The organism is Schumannella sp. 10F1B-5-1 (genome assembly GCF_006517535.1).
Lineage (GTDB): Bacteria > Actinomycetota > Actinomycetes > Actinomycetales > Microbacteriaceae > Schumannella.
The window spans coordinates 1-15605 of record NZ_VHQH01000038.1 but is presented as its reverse complement, the minus strand read 5'-3'; the positions used below and the strand labels follow the sequence as shown (position 1 = coordinate 15605).

Genomic DNA, 15605 nt, shown 5'->3' with positions numbered 1-15605 from the left:
TCAGACGACGATCTTGCGCGGGTTGAACAGCCCGTCGGGATCGGCCGACGAGAACAGCCCGCTCATGACCGCGACGCCCTCGGTCGAGATGTCCTGCTCGAGCCACGGCGCGTGCTCGAGGCCGACGCCGTGGTGGTGCGAGATCGTGCCGCCGGCGTCGATGAACGCCTGCTGGATCGCCTGCTTGACGATGTCGTACTCGCCCAGCGGGTCGTCGCCCATCACGAACGCGAAGGTGAAGTAGAGGCACGCGCCCGAGTGGTACGAGTGCGAGAGGTGCGACATGATCCAGCCCTGGCGGCCGATCTGCTCGTAGGCGCCGTTGGCCGCCGCGTAGACGGCGTCGTGCACGCCGATGAGCTTCGACCACGGCGCCGCCGTCTCCGACACGTCGCCCGCGGCGCCCATGTCGAGCAGGAAGTCGCGCAGGTAGGGGGTGTCGAACTTCTTCTGGTCGTAGAGCACGCCCGGGCCGGTTCCGACGCCGAGCCCCGAGTTCTTCTTCACGATCCTGTCGACGATCGCCTTGGTGCGCTTCACGTGCTCGGGCGAGCCCTCGAAGCCGATGAACGAGAGGCAGACCTCGCCCGGCTTCCAGCCGCGGCCCTCGAGGAACGAGAACAGCGAGTCCTGCACGAACTTCGAGACGCCCTTCGACTCCTTGCTCGTCGCGAGCGAGAAGCCGGTCTCGTTGCCGTCGGAGACGCGCGTGACGCTCGGCGCGGCGTCGCTCTCGGAGATCTGGCGCATCGCCTCGATGGCGTGATTCCAGTTCTTGAAGAAGTAGGCGTGGATGACGCGCTTCTCGGGCACGCGGTGCACCTGCACGGTCGCCTCGGTGATCACGCCGAGGCGACCCTCGCTGCCGACGATCATCTCGCGCACGCTCGGTCCGGTGGATGCGCTGGGGATCGCCCGGATCACCAGGGTGCCGTTCGGGCGCACCACGCGGAAGCCGCGCACGATGTCGGCGATGTCGCCGTACTTGTCCGACTGCATGCCGCTCGAGCGGGTCGCGATCCAGCCGCCGAGGGTCGAGTGCGTGAAGCTGTCGGGGAAGTGCCCCAGCGTCCAGCCGCGCTCGGCCAGCTGCGCCTCGAGGTCGGGGCCGAGGGCTCCGGCCTGGATGCGAGCCAGGCCCGACTCCTCGTCGATGTCGATGAGCTGGCGCAGACGGCCGAGGTCGAGCGAGATCACGGGGCGCGTCTCGTCGGCGTGCGGCTCGAGGCTGCCGGCGATGTTGCTGCCGCCGCCGAAGGGGATCAGCACCGCGCCGGACTTCACCGCCGCGGCGACCACGCCGGCCACCGCATCCTCGTCGGCCGGATAGACCACGACGTCGGGCGCGCGATCGATCTTCAGAGCCCGGATGCGCACCAGGTCGCGCAGGCTCTTGCCGAAGGTGTGCACGACGCGGTCGAGCTTGTCGGTCGTGACGTTCTCGTCGCCGACGGCCTTCTTCAGAGCGGTGATCAGCGCGGCGGGGGCGACCGAGTCGGCCACCTGCACATCGGCGAAGTCGGGCTTCTCGGTGCGCTCGGCCGTGTTCAGGTCGAGCCCCACCGCCTTCAGCACGAAGGGCGCGAAGCCGGGCTTGTCCTCGTGGTGGAACGCGACGCCGTCGACGCCCCATCCCCACCACTTCATGTGCTTGACGTCGGTCATCGAGCGGTCCCTTCGGGTGTCTCGGAGGTCGGGGTCTCGGGCTTCGGGGTCTCGGGCTTCTTGCGCGAGCGGAGGCGGGATTCCTTGGGCTTCTTCGGCGGCTTGGGCCCGCGCGGCGGCAGGGGCTTCGGCGGGATGCCGGGCGCGATGCCGTGCAGCTCGGCCGCCACCTCGGCGCCGAGGATGCCGTCGCGCTCGGCCACGATCATGCGGGCGATCTCGTCGCGCACGCGCTCCATGAAGTCGGCGGCGCTCTCGTCGTCACCGGGACGCATCGGGTCGCCGATCACCATGCCGACCGGCATGCGGCCGGGCCCCGGCCACTTCGAGCCGCGGGGATGCGCGAGCCCGGCCCCGATCAGCGCGATCGGCACGCACGGGGCCCCCACCGAGCGGGCGATCGCCGCCGCACCCGGGTTGAAGGCGCCGAGCGAGCGGCCGCCGTCACGCGAGCGGGTCGCCTCGGGGAACACCAGCAGCGAGACGCCGCGCTGCACGAGCACCTTCGCGCTCTCGCCGCGACGCTGGCCGCCGCTGCGCTCCACCGCGAAGGCGTTGAAGAAGAGCTTCGTGAGGCCGCGGCGCCACCACACGTCGAAGAAGTAGTCGGCCGCGACGCCGGTCGAGAGGGTGCGCGCCTGCTTCCAGGGCAGACCGCCCATGATGAGCGGCGCATCCAGGTGGCTGGAGTGGTTGGCGACCACGACGAACGAGCCGTCGAGCTTCTTGACCTTCTCGCGACCGATGACCGTGACCTTCGTCACCGTCCACACGACGGGCTTCAGGATGAGGCGCTGGGCCACGAAGCGGGCCGCCGCCTGGGGTCGCGAGGTGAAGCGATCGCGCTTCATCGCTGCCATCGGCATCCCTTCTCGACGGATCGCTGATCCGCCTGCGGTCATTCCTTCAGACTATCGCGGCGGCCGGACGAAATCTTCCGCGAGATCGCCCGCACGGCGGCCTTCGGCAGGTGGCGGAGCAACCAGATGAGCACCTTGTACCGAACACTCGGCAGAGAGATCACCCGACCGCGCTCCACGTCGCGCAGGCACGTCGCGACGAGGGGTTCGGCGTCGAGCCAGAGGAAGTTCGGGATGCTGGACTTGGGAATGCCCGCACGCTCATGGAATTCGGTGTGCACCCACCCGGGGCAGAGCGCCGTGGCCGTGACGCCGGTGCCGTGGAGCTCGTTCGCGAGCCCCTCGGTGTACGAGGTGACCCACGCCTTGATGGAGCTGTATGCCCCCATCGTGATGAAGCCGGCCGTGCTCGAGACGTTGACGATCGCCCCGCGACCCCGCGCGCGCATCGCGCGCCCGGCGGCGCCGCCGAGCACCAGCACCGCGCGCACCATGACCTCGAAGGCGCGGTCGTGATCCTCGATCGAGCGCGACGTGAGCTTGGTGTGCACGCTGAAGCCGGCGTTGTTGACCAGCAGGTCGATCGGGCGCTCCGCATCCTCGATGCGGGTGGCGACCCGGTCGACGTCGGCGCGGTTCGCCAGGTCGGCGGGAAGCACCTCGACCTGCCGGCCGAGAGCGCGGAGCTCGTTCGCGACCTCCTCCAGGCGCGCGGCATCGCGCGCGACCAGAACCAGATCGTCGCCCCGCTGAGCGAGGGCGCGAGCGAAGGCGGCTCCGATACCCGAGGTGCCGCCGGTGACCAGAGCAGTGACCATGCCCGTTACGATACGGTGCGGGCCGATTGCGCGCGCACGCGCCTGCGCGCGGGAGAGCGAACGGAATCATGACGACGAACGACGAGACGACGATCGCCCCGGCGGCGACCGCCTTCGACGTGAGCGAGTTCGCCCGCACGGCCAAGGGCTTCCACCGCGACGAGCTCGACCTCGAGCAGTTCGAGCAGCACGGGCTCGAGCCCGACGCCGCCCGACTGCTGCGCGTGCTGCGCGACCTGGAGCGCTCGACGATGGCCCGGATGCGCAACCTCCTGGTGACCGCGACGCACAAGGACGCGCGAGTGACCGCCTTCCTCACCACCTGGGCCTACGAGAAGTTCTGGCTGGCCGACGCCCTCGACGCCGTGCTCGAGGCGAGCAGGGCCGAAGAGGACCTGCCTGCCGACGAGGGCCACCACCGCCTGACGGTGAGCGAGCGCCGCGACCGCCGCGGAACCATCCGCCGCGCCATCTCGGCGAACTTCGCCGGCCCGCAGATCGTCGCCGCGCACGTCACCGCCGGCCTCGCCGACGAGTGGATCACGCACGCGGCATATCGCCGTCTCGCCGGCATCGCCGAGTCGCTGTCGTCGGTGGTCGAGACCGTTCTCGAGGTCAAAGACCGCCACATCCGCTTCTTCCAGGAGGAAGCGGAGCGTCGCCTCGGCGAATCCCCCAAGGCGCGGCGCATCACGCGCAAGGAGCTGCTCGGAACGGCCTGGCCCATCGGGTCGGTCGAGCGGCCCGCGGAGGAGCGCAGCTTCTTCGAGCGCATCGTGTTCGGCGGCGCGGAGGGCCGCGAGGAGGCTCGCGGCATCGGCGCCCTCATCTCGGCGCTGCCCGGCATGACCGCCGTCGGCAGCACCATCGAAGCAAGGCTGGTTCCGTGACCCCCAAACGCGCCAAGACCGATCTCGGCCCCGCGCACGTCTTCCTCACCGGCGCGACCGGCTTCGTCGGTCAGGCGGTGCTCGAGCGTCTGCTGTCGCAGCATCCCGAGACCCGCATCTCGGTGCTGGTGCGCGGCAAGGGCAGCCTGACGGCCGAGGCCCGCCTGCGTCAGCTGCTGAAGAAGCCCGTCTTCTCGAAGTGGCGCGAGGCCATCGGCGAGGAGGCCGCTGCCGCCGCGTTCGCGGAGCGCGTGAACGTGCTCGACGGCGGGCTCACCTCGGTGCCGCCGCTGCCCAGCGACCTGGATGTGGTCATCCACTCGGCCGCGTCGGTCTCGTTCGACCCGCCCATCCACCACGGCTTCCGCGACAACGTCGGCGGCGCCCTCGGCCTCTACGAGGCCCTGCTCGCGAGCGGCAGCGACCCGCACGTCGTGCACGTCAGCACCTGCTATGTCGGCGGACTGCGCAAGGGCATCGCGCCCGAGGCGAGCCTGCAGCACGACGTCGACTGGCGCGCCGAGTACGAGGCCGCGCAGGCCACCGCCAAGGAGGTCGAGCTCGCCTCGCGCCGCCCCGAGGTGCTCGGCGGCTTCATCGCCGCCGCCCGCGCCAAGCACGGCAAGCAGGGCCCCAACGCCGTCGCCACCGCCGCCGAGGCCGCCCGCGTCGAGTGGGTCAACGACGAGCTCGTCTCGGCCGGCCGGATGCGCGCCCAGAGCCTCGGGTGGACCGACGTCTACACGCTCACCAAGGCCTTCGCCGAGCGCGCCGCTGAGACCGTGTGGGGCCAGGCCGGCCACTCGCTGTCGATCGTGCGCCCGACCATCATCGAGAGCGCCTTCCAGCACCCGTTCCCGGGCTGGATCGACGGCTTCAAGGTCGCCGACCCGCTGATCCTCGCCTACGGCCGCGGCCAGCTGCCCGAGTTCCCGGGCCTGCCCGACAGCATCCTCGACCTCATCCCCGTCGACTTCGTCGTGAACGCGATCATCGCGGCCGCCGCTAACCCCTCGGCGAAGAACGAGCCCGAGTACTTCCACGTCGCCTCGGGCGCCTCGAACCCCATCCCGTTCCACCGGATGTTCGAGAACGTGCGCCACTACTACACCGAGCACCCGATGCCGAAGGGCGACGGGCACGTGACGGTGCCGAACTGGAAGTTCCCCGGCGAGCGCAAGGTCGCCCGCGACCTCGCCCTCGCGAAGCGCTGGACGGGCCTGCAGGAGCTGGCCCTGTCGCGCATCCCCTCGAACGAGCGCACGCGCGCCTGGCAGTCGGAGCTAGCCAAGACCAAGGCCGGCATCGAGACGCTGCAGAACTTCACCGACCTGTACCGCGCCTACGTGCAGTCGGAGATCATCTTCGACGACCGCAACACCCGCGCCCTCAACGCCGCCCTGCCGGCGAAGCTGCGCGACGACCGCGGCTTCGACGTCGAGCGCATCGACTGGGACGACTACCTGCAGAACGTGCACTTCCCGGCGATCACCGAGATGACCAACGCCTACCGCCGGCGCAAGCAGGCGGCCACGCGCATCGCGAACCGCCCGCAGACGCCGAAGGCGCTGCCGCAGCGCAGCGACGTCGTCGCCGTGTTCGACCTCGAGGGCACCGTCGTCGACTCGAACATCGTCGAGCAGTACCTCTGGGTGCGCTCCTCCGGCTTCCGCAAGGCCGCCTGGCCGGGCGAGGCCGCCCGCCTGCTCGCCTCGGTGCCCGGCTACCTGCGCGCCGAGCGCCGTGACCGCGGCGAGTTCATCCGCGCCTTCCTGCGCCGCTACTCCGGGATGCCGGTCGAGCGCCTCGAGAAGATCGTGCGCCGCGACTACGCCGACACCATGCGCCGCCACGCGAGCGCCGAGGCGATCGCCCGCATCAAGGAGCACCGCGAGGCCGGGCACCGCACCGTGCTCGTCACCGGCTCCATCGGCCTGCTCGCCGCGCCGCTCGCGCACCTCTTCGACGAGGTCGTCGGCTCGACCATGCACGAGCGCGACGGCGTGCTCACCGGCTACCTCGCCAAGCCCCCGCTGGTGGATGAGGCGCGCGGCGCCTGGCTGCGCCGCTACGCCGAAGAGCACGACATCAACCTGAGCCAGTCGTACGGCTACGGCGACAACCACTCCGACCTCGGATGGCTCGGACTGGTCGGCAACGTCACCGCCGTGAACCCGGATGCCGAACTCTCCCGCGAGGCGCTCCGAAGAGCATGGAGGATCGTCAAGTGGAAGTCGGGCGGCTCCGAGGCGAAGCGTGATGTGATGGCTTCGTCGGCATCGCCCGCCGCGCCGGCATCCGACAGCACCGCACCTGAGAGCACCGTCGAGGAAGGAGAGCGGACCCCCAGCTAGGGATCCGCGATCGCGCATGGCATTCGACATCGTCAAGTACACCCGGGCCTCCGACGCCGTCGGCTGGAGCGACCTCGACTTCGACGAGTTCGAGCGCAACCCCCTCCCCGACCACGTGCTGCGCAGCCTGCGCTACATGTGCGACGTCGAGTACCACACGGTCTGCTACCTGCGCGACATGCTCACCACGCCGTCGCACAAGGAGCCCGAGATCGCGGCGTTCATGACGATGTGGAACCGCGAGGAGTTCTGGCACGGCGAGGCCCTGTCGGCCGTGCTCGAGCGCCACGGCATCCACGTCGACTACAGCGCCCTCAAGGCCAAGCGCCTCAAGCTCGGCTTCAAGGACCGCCTCGACCCGATCAAGCAGTCGTTCGGCTCGAACCTCATCGGCATCGACTTCGCCGCCGTGCACATGGCCTGGGGCGCCGCGAACGAGTGGTCGGCCAACGCCGCCTACCACCGCCTCGCCGCGCTCGAGGGCGCCGACCACCCGGTGCTCGCCGAGCTGCTGAAGCGCATCGCCCAGCAGGAGACCAAGCACGTCGCCTTCTACGCCACGCAGGCCCGCGAGCGCCTCGCCAAGAGCAAGAAGGCCCGCGTCATCGCCCGCTTCGCGCTGCGCAAGTTCTGGGGCCCGGTCGGCTCGACCATCGCCGAGCCCGACGAGGTCACCCACGTGATGGGCCACCTGTTCCAGGGCTCCGAGGGCCGCAAGCTCGTGCGCGGCATCGACGCGCACATCGCCCGCCTGCCCGGCCTCGAGGGCCTCACGATCGTCGAGAACTCGCTCGAGGCGCGCGGCATCACCGGCGAAGACCGCGAGCCGACCCCCGAGCCGGAGGTCGCGGCGGCCTGAGGCCGCTGCACGCGTGACGTCGCCGCGCGGCCGAACCATCTCAAGGAGTTGCTGCAACTCCTGATGCTGGTGTTGCGCATCCGCCACAGCAGGCACAGCAACTCCTTGACACGGTTCGCACCAGCGGCGATCGAGTCGCCGGCTGACGCGACGAGAGCCCCGCACCATCCGGTGCGGGGCTCTCGTGCGTCGTGCTGGTCGGCGGTGCCGAGGTCAGGCGCGCAGCATGTTCGTCGCCGTGGTCATGAGGCCCGTGGCGTAGGTGCGGATGCCGTCTTCGGGCGAGGTGAGCGACGCCGCGATGAAGGTGATCACGAGCTGCTGGTGCGTGAGCAGGTTCGGCATGCGACGCGCGACGGCCTCGGCGCCGTGGCGGTCGACGGTGCGCTTCATCGCCCAGAGCGAGTGGAACGCGAGGTAGAGGGCGAGCAGCTCGACCGGCGCCTCGGAGGCGAGCTCGGTGTCGACCAGCTTCGCGCCGCCGTCACCGCCGCGGGCGACGAGCGTGTACTTGCCATCGTTGTCGACCACGGTCACCGCGTCGGCGTAGGGGCTGCGCACGAGCACGCCGTCGGCCTGAGCGCCCTGCACGACCTCGACGCTGTGCCCGATGCCGAGCTGCGCGAGACGTGCGGTGAGCTCCGAGGCGACCGCCCGAGCATCCATTCCGCGAGGATACCGCGTGGATCCCTCGACTTCGCGGGCCTCTTCGGGCTCGGCCTGACGGGCTCCGGGTGCGCCGGGGTACCACCACGACGGACCATCGGGGCGGGGTGCCGCGTCGCGGCTGAGGTGGATCGAGTCGTCGGCCATGCTCTTCTTCGTGGGATGACGGCGGTTGCTGCGCGGATGACGCAAGCCTCGTGATATTACCCGACGGCGGAACGACCGGTCGAGGGGTGCAGGCCCGGAGAGCGCCACTGTTATCGCACTGTTTCCTGCCGAGCACCGCTCTAGGCTCGGCATATGCCGAAGGTGCTCGTGATCACGTCGCGCGACGACGAGACGGCGGTCGCTGCGGAGGTGCGGGCGATCTCGCGGTTCGGCGGGGTGCCTGAGCAGCGCATCCACCATCACCGGGCCGAGCGCGCGAGCCTCGCCGGCCTGGATGCGGCCGACTTCGCGGCCGTCGTCGTCACCGGCAGCCCCTACACGGTCACCGACCCCGAGGAGTCGAAGTCGCCCACGCAGCGGCGGGTCGAGGGCGAGCTGCAGCGGATGCTCGACCGCGTGCTCGAGCGCGAGGTGCCGTTCTTCGGCGCCTGCTACGGCGTCGGCACGCTCGGCCGCTACGTCGGCGCGGTGATCGACCGGCAGTACGGCGAGGCGGTCGGGCCGGTGCCCATCCACCTGACCGACGCCGGCCGCGCCGACCCGGTGTTCGGCGCGATGCCCGACACCTTCCACGCCTTCGTCGGCCACAAGGAGGCGATCAGCGCCCTTCCGCCGCACGCCGTGCTGCTGGCGAGCGGCGACGACGCGCCTGTGCAGGCGTTCCGGGTGGGCGAGCACGCCTATGCGACGCAGTTCCACCCCGAGCTGACGCTCGACGACCTGGCGCACCGGGTGCGCATCTACCGCGAGAACGGCTACTTCGAGCCCGACGAGGTGGATGCGGTGATCGCCCGCGCCGCGAGCCGCGACGTCAGCGCATCTCACGACCTGCTGCGCGCGTTCCTCGAGCGCTACCTCTGAGCGGGCGCGCCGCGCGACCTGTCAGCGCCTCCGATCCCGAACGCCCCCTGACGAACCCCACTCTGACGCAACTCAGCACGGATGCGCGTGATCACCCCACGTCGGCGCGTGACCGCGATCCATGCTGAATTGCGTCGCCAGCCTCGCACGCAACTCAGCACGGATGCGCGTGGTGAGCCCGCGTCGGCGCGGGCCCGTGATCCGTGCTGAATTGCGTTCAGGGAGCGGGAGCGGGGTGGTGCGATACCGGCGGGCGGGGTCAGAACGCGTCGGGGCGGGCTCCGACGGCGAGCGCGTCGCGGTCGGCGGCGCTCGCGCGGATGAACGGCAGCGCCCGGCGGATCGACAGGTCGATGCGCGCGCGCAGGTCGTCGCTCGTCACGCGGTAGTTCTCGAAGTCGCCCTCGCTGGCGAAGATGCCCAGCGGCAGCGTGTGCGACTGGAAGAACCCGAACAGCGGCCGCATCTGGTGCTCGACGAGCAGCGCGTGCCGGTCGCTGCCGCCGGTCGCGGTCAGCAGGATGGGCTTGTCGACCAGGGCGTACTGCCCGATGTGGTCGAAGAACAGCTTGAACAGGCCCGTGTAGCTGGCGCGGTAGGCGGGCGAGCCGACGACCAGCACGTCCGCCTGCTCGACCTCGTCGAGCGCGGCCTGCGCGGCGGCGCCGAGCTCGGTGCGCCACACGCCCTGCGCGAGCTGGCCGAGCAGCGGGGCCAGCTCGATGAGCTGCGCCTCGCCGTCGACCTGCTCGGCGAGCGAGCGCGCCACGTCGTCGACGAGCGCCGTGGTTCGCGAGGGGGCCGTGGGGCTCCCGCTCACGGCGACGATCTTCAGACGGGACATGCTTCAGCTCCTGGATGCTCGGGGCGGGCCGGGCGGTCGACGCCCGGCCCGGTGGGTCAGGCCTGCGCGGTCGAGTTCGCCGCGCCCCAGCGGTAGCCGGCGCCCTTGTGCTCGGCGGGCAGGCGGTCGCCGCGACCGTGCAGCTTCTCGCGCAGCGTGCCCTCGGCGTAGGAGGTCGGGTAGACGCCGCGCTCGCGCAGGATCGGGATGACGTGCTCGACGACGTCCTCGAAGGTGCCGGGCGTGATCGCGTAGGCGAGGTTGAAGCCGTCGATGTCGGTCTCGGCCACCCACTCCTGCAGCAGGTCGGCGATCTCCTCGCCCGAGCCGACGACGTAGGGCCCGAGGCCGCCGATCGCGCCCTCGCGGGCGAGGTCGCCGACGGTCCACTCGCGGCCGAGCTCCTTCTCGTGCTCGAGGTTCGAGAGCACCGACTGGATCGCGTTCGACTTGACGTTGCCGACGGGCTCGTCGAGCTCGTACTTCGACAGATCGACGCCCATCCAGCCCGACATGAACGTCAGGGCGCCCTCGGCGCTCGTGTAGCTCAGGTAGTCCTGGTACTTGGCCTGGGCCTTCTCGCTGGTCTCGTCAGTGATGATCGTCAGCAGGGCGTAGATCTTCGCCGAGTCGCGCGGCCGGCCGGCGGCCTCGAGCGCATCCCGGATCTTGCCGACCGTCGACTTCAGCACCTCCTTCGAGGGGCCGGCGATGAAGATCGCCTCGGCGTTGCCGGCCGCGAAGGCGATGCCGCGCGACGACGCGCCCGCCTGGTAGATCACCGGCGTGCGCTGCGGCGACGGCTCGGAGATGTGGATGCCGGGCACGCTGAAGTGCTTGCCCTGGTGCTGGATGTCGTGCACCTTCGCCGGGTCGGTGAAGACGCCCGACTCGCGGTCCTTGACGACGGCGTCGTCTTCCCACGAGCCCTCCCACAGCTTGTAGAGCACTTCGAGGTACTCGTCGGCGTGGTCGTAGCGGTCGTCGTGCTCGAGCTGGTCGTCGTGGCCCATGTTGCGGGCGGCGCTGGGCAGGTAGCCGGTGACGACGTTCCAGCCGACACGCCCCTTGGTGAGGTGGTCGAGCGTCGTGAGGCGGCGCGCGAAGGGGTACGGGTGCTCGTAGGCGGTTCCGGCGGTGACGCCGAAGCCGAGGTGCTCGGTCACGAGCGCCATCGCACTGACCAGCATGAGCGGGTCGTTGACGGGCACCTGGGCGCCGTTGCGGATCGCGGCGACGTTGCTCGATCCGTAGACGTCGTAGGTGCCGAGCACGTCGGCGATGAAGATGCCGTCGAAGGTGCCGCGCTCGAGCAGCTTCGCCAGCTCGGTCCAGTACTCGAGGGTGTTGTAGGTCGACGAGCGATCCTGCGGGTGGCGCCAGAGTCCCGAGGACTGGTGGGCGACGCAGTTCATGTCGAACGCGTTGAAGCGGATCTGCTTGGGCGCGCCGTTCGGGTCAGCGGAGGTCATGCGGCCATGTTCCGCGCCCTCGGCGACTCGCGCGAATCCCTGCGCAACACGACGCAACACTGCGACGGGCATCGGCCCGCGCATCCACGGCCCGTCGTCGCGTCAGCGTGCGGCGGCGACGACCTCCTGGATGCGCGCCGGCGCCGTCTCGTCCTGCAACGACGTCGTGTCGCCGAGCGGGCGTCCGTCGGCGATGTCGACCAGCAGCCGCCGCATGATCTTGCCGCTGCGGGTTTTCGGCAGGTCGGGCACGAGGAACAGATGCTTCGGCGTCGCGACCGGGCCGATCGCACGACGCACATGGGCGCGCAGCTCGGCCGGGTCGACATCCCCGTTCGCGATCACGAACGCGGCGATCGCCTCGCCCGTGACGCTGTCGGCGACCCCGACGACCGCGGCTTCGCCGACCCGCGGATGCGCGACCAGCGCCGACTCGATCTCGATCGTCGAGAGGCGGTGGCCCGAGACGTTGATGACGTCGTCGACGCGGCCGAGCACCCACACGTCCCCGCCGTCGTCGTACTTGGCGCCGTCGCCGGAGAGGAAGTAGCCGTGCGCGGCGAAGCGCGACCAGTACGAGTCGCGGTAGCGCTCGGGGTTGCCCCACACCGTGCGCGACATGCCCGGCCAGGTGCCCTCGACCACGAGCAGGCCGCCGGAGCCGTGCGGCACCTCGACGCCGTCCGCATCCACGATCTTGGTGCGGAAGCCGGGCAGCGCCCGCAGCGACGATCCGGGCTTGAGCACGTCGACGCCCGGCAGCGGCGCCTGGATCGCGGCGCCCGTCTCCGACTGCCACCAGGTGTCGACGATCGGCGCATGGCCGCCGCCGAACTGCTCGCGGAACCACACCCACGCCTCGGGGTTGATCGCCTCGCCGACCGAGCCGAGCAGGCGGATGCTGCCGAGGTCGCGCGCCGCCGGCAGGCCCTCGGGGAACCAGGTCATGAAGGTGCGGATGAGCGTGGGCGCCGTGTAGTACGTCGTGACGCCGTAGCGCTCGATGATCTCGAGGTGCCGTTCGCGGTCGGGGGTGTCGGGGGTGCCCTCGTAGATCACGCTCGTGACGCCGTTCGTCAGCGGGCCGTAGAGCACGTAGCTGTGCGCCGTGACCCAGGCGAGGTCGGCCGTGCACCAGTAGACGTCGGTCTCGGGCTTCGCGTCGAACACGGCCCAGTACGACCAGCTCGCGTGCGTCAGGTAGCCGCCGCTCGTGTGCACGAGGCCCTTCGGCTTCCCGGTCGTGCCGCTCGTGTAGATGATGAACAGCGGCGTCTCGGCGTCGAAGAACTCCGGCTCGTGGATGTCGGAGGCGACGTCGACGGTGTCGTGCCACCAGACGTCGCGGCCGGGGGTCCACGGGATGTCCGGAGTCTGATCGCCCGTGCGGCGCAGCACGAGCACGTGCTCGACCGAGTCGACGCCCGCCACGGCCTCGTCGACGGCCGCCTTCACCGGAACCGCCTTGCCGCGCCGGAACTGCCCGTCGGTCGTGACCACGAGCTTCGCCGCCGTGTCCTCGACGCGGAAGCGCAGCGCATCCGCCGAGAACCCGCCGAACACGAGCGAGTGGATGGCGCCGATGCGGGCGATCGCGAGCGTGATGATCACGGTCTCGAGCAGCACCGGCAGGTAGACGACGACGCGGTCGCCCGTGGAGACGCCCAGGGCGGTCAGCGCGTTCGCAGCCTTCGCGACCTCGCGCTGCAGCTCGGCGTAGGTGAGGCTGCGGCGGTCGCCCGGCTCGCCCTCGAAGTGGAAGGCGACGCGGTCTCCGTGGCCGGCATCCACGTGGCGGTCGACCGCGTTCACGGCGACATTGAGCCGCCCGCCCTCGAACCAGGTCGTGCTCGGGATGCTCGTGCCATCGGTCGGCTCGTGACGGTGTGCGGTCGTCCACGGCGTGTGCCAGTCGAGGCGGGCGGCGTGCTGCTCCCAGAACCCGACCGGATCGGCGGCGTGGAACGCGCGCAGCGCCGCGGCGTCGGCGGCGGTCACGTTGGCGGCCGCGGCGAACTCGGGGCTCGGCGCGAAACGGCGGGTCTCGGTCGCGAGGCCGACGATCGTGTCGTCGTGGGCGCGGGCGGGCGCGGCGGTGCTGTCGGGCGCTGCGGTGCTGTCGGGCGTGGGCATCGCCTCGACGCTAGCCGCGACCGGCGATGCGGCCGGTCGGGGGCGCAACCGGGCGTAACAGCGGTGGACGCGCATCCACGGTTCGGGCGTCGGGGCGATCGGCGAGCGCGCGCAGCGCCGCCTCAGCGCTCGAGTCGCACGAGCACCTCGCTGTGCGGGGTCTGCGGGAACATGTCGAGCACCCGCGCCGCGCGCGCCGTGAACGACGGCATCGCGCGCAGGTCGCGGGCGAGCGAGTCGACGTTGCAGCTCGAGTAGACGACCGAGCGCACCTCGGGCGTGCGCTCCAGCCAGTCGGCGAGCGGGCCGATCCCCCGCCGCGGCGGGTTCACGATCACCGTCTCGGGCAGGGTGAGGGCGGTGGATGCGCGGGTGCCCGCGTCGCCGTGCGCGCCCACGCCCGCGCCGGCGCCGGCGCGCGCGCCCACGCCGCTCCCCGCGGTTCCCGGGGCCCAGGTGGTCGCATCCGCCGCCTCGAAGCGCACCCCGTCGACGCCGCTCGCCCGGGCCGCCGACTGCGCCGCCGCGATCGCTTCGCCGCTGAGCTCGATGCCGACGACGTCGCGCCCCGGGGCCGCCGCGCTGAGCGCGAAGCCGCCGACGCCGCAGTAGAGGTCCCACACGCTCGCCGGGTCGAGCTCGGCGATCCACTCCCCCGCGTGCGCGTAGAGGCGCTCGGCCACGTGCGAGTTGGTCTGGAAGAAGCCCTGCGGGCGCAGATGCAGCTCGAGCGATCCGAGGCGCATCGGCAGCACCTGCTCGTCGCCGAGCAGGATCTCGGTCTCGCCCTCGATCGCGGCGCGGTGCTCGGGCAGCAGGTTCGCCGACACGACGCGCAGCTGCGGCAGCGCGGTGCGCAGGGCGGGCAGGTGCTTGCGGATGCGCGCCACCGACTCCTGCGAACGCAGCACGAATCGCAGCAGCAGCTCGCCGTCGGGCGAGACGGTGGCGAGCAGCAGCTTCAGCTCGCCGCGGCGGGCGACGACGTCGTAGGGCTCGAGGCGCGCGGTTCCCACGAAGTCCGCCAGCACCGGCATGACGCCGGTCAGCCTCGCGTCGTGCAGCCCGCAGCCGCGCAGGTCGATGCCGCGCTGCGCCGCATCCAGGATGCCGAGGGTCGGCTTCGCGACGCTGCCGCCGACGACCATCTTGGCCTTGTTGCGGTAGCCGCTCTCGGGGCTCGCGACCGGGTCGAGCCAGGCGAGGCCGGTGTGCTCGGCGAGGGTCGACTCGGCGGCGCGCTGCTTGTCGGCGAGCTGCTGCGCGTAGGGCACGCCCATGAGCGAGCACGCGCGGCACAGCCCCGCATCGAAGTAGTCGCACCGCACCCCGGAAGGCTACGCGGGGATGCCCGCCGCGCCCGCATCCGCCGGCTCATGCCGCCCGCCCCTCGCGCGGCCGTCGCCCACGTCAACCTCCCGAGGGTGGCCACGAATGCACACCGCCACCGGCGCGTCGCGGGCATCTCTGGCCACCCCCGAAACCCACGGGCCCGAGGGTGGCCACGAATGCGCGCCTGCCGCGGCGTGTCGCGTGCGTTCGTGGCCACCCTCGCAGGTGGATGCGCGCTCAGTGCTTCGCGTGGAACTCCACCGGCTCGGGCAGCCCCGCCTCGGCGCGCACGCGGCGCGCGAAGCCCTCGATCGACGCGAGGGCGCTCGCGACGTCCGCGGCGCGCACCTCGAACGGCATCGAGTGGATGGTCTCGGTCGGCACGGTCGCGGCGGCCGCGACCGCGGCGAGCTCGTCGGCGTCGCTCGGCTTGAGCCCGACCTCGGTGAGGGTCGTCGGCAGCCCGACGCGGGTCGTGAACTCGACGAAGTCGCGGATCTCGCTGGTCGGCGCGCCCTCGAGCACGAGCTGGGTGAGCGAGCCGATGTTGACCTTCTGGCCGTGCGCGAGTCCGTGGGTCTGCGGCACGGCGGTGAGTCCGTTGTGGATCGCGTGCGCGGCGGCGAGACCGCCCGACTCGAAGCCGAGCCCCGAGAGCAGCGTGTTCGCCTCGACGACCTTCT

Annotated in this window: 13 protein-coding genes; 4 read left to right on the top strand and 9 right to left on the bottom strand. The window is 71.3% G+C overall.

The features are described from left to right. The 3 genes from FJ658_RS08980 to FJ658_RS08970 are packed head-to-tail and all read right to left on the bottom strand — an operon-like array spanning position 1 to position 3343. Positions 1 to 1665, bottom strand: a complete 1665-nt coding sequence (locus tag FJ658_RS08980) for an FAD-binding oxidoreductase (protein WP_141145058.1) — start codon at positions 1663 to 1665, stop codon at positions 1 to 3. After that, a complete protein-coding gene (locus FJ658_RS08975) occupies positions 1662 to 2525 on the bottom strand; it encodes a 1-acyl-sn-glycerol-3-phosphate acyltransferase (RefSeq protein WP_141145057.1) in 864 nt (287 codons plus the stop codon). The genes FJ658_RS08980 and FJ658_RS08975 overlap by 4 nt, the downstream gene beginning before the upstream one ends. Before the next feature lie 38 nt (positions 2526 to 2563). Then, positions 2564 to 3343, bottom strand: a complete 780-nt coding sequence (locus FJ658_RS08970; RefSeq protein ID WP_141145056.1) for an SDR family oxidoreductase — start codon at positions 3341 to 3343, stop codon at positions 2564 to 2566. A 68-nt stretch (positions 3344 to 3411) separates the two neighbouring features. On the opposite strand from FJ658_RS08970, the gene FJ658_RS16835 reads away from it, so the two are divergent. From FJ658_RS16835 to FJ658_RS08955, 3 genes are read left to right on the top strand one after another with little or no spacing between them, the layout of a single operon-like run. Further along, positions 3412 to 4233, top strand: a complete 822-nt coding sequence (locus FJ658_RS16835; RefSeq protein ID WP_141145055.1) for a hypothetical protein — start codon at positions 3412 to 3414, stop codon at positions 4231 to 4233. Then, on the top strand, positions 4230 to 6587 hold the full coding sequence (locus FJ658_RS08960) for an SDR family oxidoreductase (protein WP_141145054.1): 2358 nt from the start codon (positions 4230 to 4232) through the stop codon (positions 6585 to 6587). The genes FJ658_RS16835 and FJ658_RS08960 overlap by 4 nt, the downstream gene beginning before the upstream one ends. 16 nt (positions 6588 to 6603) lie before the next feature. Beyond that, the gene (locus FJ658_RS08955) at positions 6604 to 7446 is read left to right on the top strand and encodes a ferritin-like domain-containing protein (RefSeq protein ID WP_141145053.1); all 843 of its coding nucleotides are present in this window, start codon (positions 6604 to 6606) and stop codon (positions 7444 to 7446) included. Positions 7447 to 7659: 213 nt separating this feature from the next. Here FJ658_RS08955 and FJ658_RS08950 read toward each other — a convergent pair whose 3' ends face one another. Further along, a complete protein-coding gene (locus tag FJ658_RS08950; protein WP_141145052.1) occupies positions 7660 to 8259 on the bottom strand; it encodes a hypothetical protein in 600 nt (199 codons plus the stop codon). Positions 8260 to 8412: 153 nt separating this feature from the next. Between FJ658_RS08950 and FJ658_RS08945 the strand changes: the two genes are divergently transcribed. Next, positions 8413 to 9141, top strand: coding sequence for a glutamine amidotransferase (locus tag FJ658_RS08945; RefSeq protein ID WP_141145051.1), 729 nt, complete (start codon positions 8413 to 8415; stop codon positions 9139 to 9141). Between the two features lie 259 nt (positions 9142 to 9400). Here the strand turns inward: FJ658_RS08945 and msuE are convergent, their stop codons facing one another. The 5 genes from msuE to FJ658_RS08920 form a co-directional block, all read right to left on the bottom strand. After that, positions 9401 to 9985: an FMN reductase gene (gene msuE / locus FJ658_RS08940; RefSeq protein ID WP_141145050.1), complete on the bottom strand. Its 585-nt coding sequence runs from the start codon at positions 9983 to 9985 to the stop codon at positions 9401 to 9403. A 56-nt stretch (positions 9986 to 10041) separates the two neighbouring features. Then, a complete protein-coding gene (locus FJ658_RS08935) occupies positions 10042 to 11457 on the bottom strand; it encodes an LLM class flavin-dependent oxidoreductase (RefSeq protein WP_141145049.1) in 1416 nt (471 codons plus the stop codon). A 102-nt stretch (positions 11458 to 11559) separates the two neighbouring features. Then, on the bottom strand, positions 11560 to 13590 hold the full coding sequence (gene acs / locus FJ658_RS08930) for an acetate--CoA ligase (RefSeq protein WP_141145048.1): 2031 nt from the start codon (positions 13588 to 13590) through the stop codon (positions 11560 to 11562). A 122-nt stretch (positions 13591 to 13712) separates the two neighbouring features. Continuing rightward, a complete protein-coding gene (locus FJ658_RS08925; protein WP_141145047.1) occupies positions 13713 to 14918 on the bottom strand; it encodes a methyltransferase domain-containing protein in 1206 nt (401 codons plus the stop codon). Positions 14919 to 15159: 241 nt separating this feature from the next. Continuing rightward, a partial coding sequence (locus FJ658_RS08920) for an iron-containing alcohol dehydrogenase (RefSeq protein WP_141145046.1) occupies positions 15160 to 15605 on the bottom strand: 446 nt, incomplete at its 5' end.

Excerpts from the sequence above, each read along its gene's own strand:
- FJ658_RS08945 (WP_141145051.1), top strand. The coding sequence starts at position 8,413 with ATGCCGAAGGTGCTCGTGATCACGTCGCGCGACGACGAGACGGCGGTC.
- FJ658_RS08970 (WP_141145056.1), bottom strand. The coding sequence starts at position 3,343 with ATGGTCACTGCTCTGGTCACCGGCGGCACCTCGGGTATCGGAGCCGCC.
- msuE (WP_141145050.1), bottom strand. The coding sequence starts at position 9,985 with ATGTCCCGTCTGAAGATCGTCGCCGTGAGCGGGAGCCCCACGGCCCCC.
- FJ658_RS08980 (WP_141145058.1), bottom strand. The coding sequence starts at position 1,665 with ATGACCGACGTCAAGCACATGAAGTGGTGGGGATGGGGCGTCGACGGC.
- FJ658_RS08935 (WP_141145049.1), bottom strand. The coding sequence starts at position 11,457 with ATGACCTCCGCTGACCCGAACGGCGCGCCCAAGCAGATCCGCTTCAAC.
- FJ658_RS16835 (WP_141145055.1), top strand. The coding sequence starts at position 3,412 with ATGACGACGAACGACGAGACGACGATCGCCCCGGCGGCGACCGCCTTC.
- acs (WP_141145048.1), bottom strand. The coding sequence starts at position 13,590 with ATGCCCACGCCCGACAGCACCGCAGCGCCCGACAGCACCGCCGCGCCC.
- FJ658_RS08950 (WP_141145052.1), bottom strand. The coding sequence starts at position 8,259 with ATGGCCGACGACTCGATCCACCTCAGCCGCGACGCGGCACCCCGCCCC.
- FJ658_RS08955 (WP_141145053.1), top strand. The coding sequence starts at position 6,604 with ATGGCATTCGACATCGTCAAGTACACCCGGGCCTCCGACGCCGTCGGC.
- FJ658_RS08975 (WP_141145057.1), bottom strand. The coding sequence starts at position 2,525 with ATGGCAGCGATGAAGCGCGATCGCTTCACCTCGCGACCCCAGGCGGCG.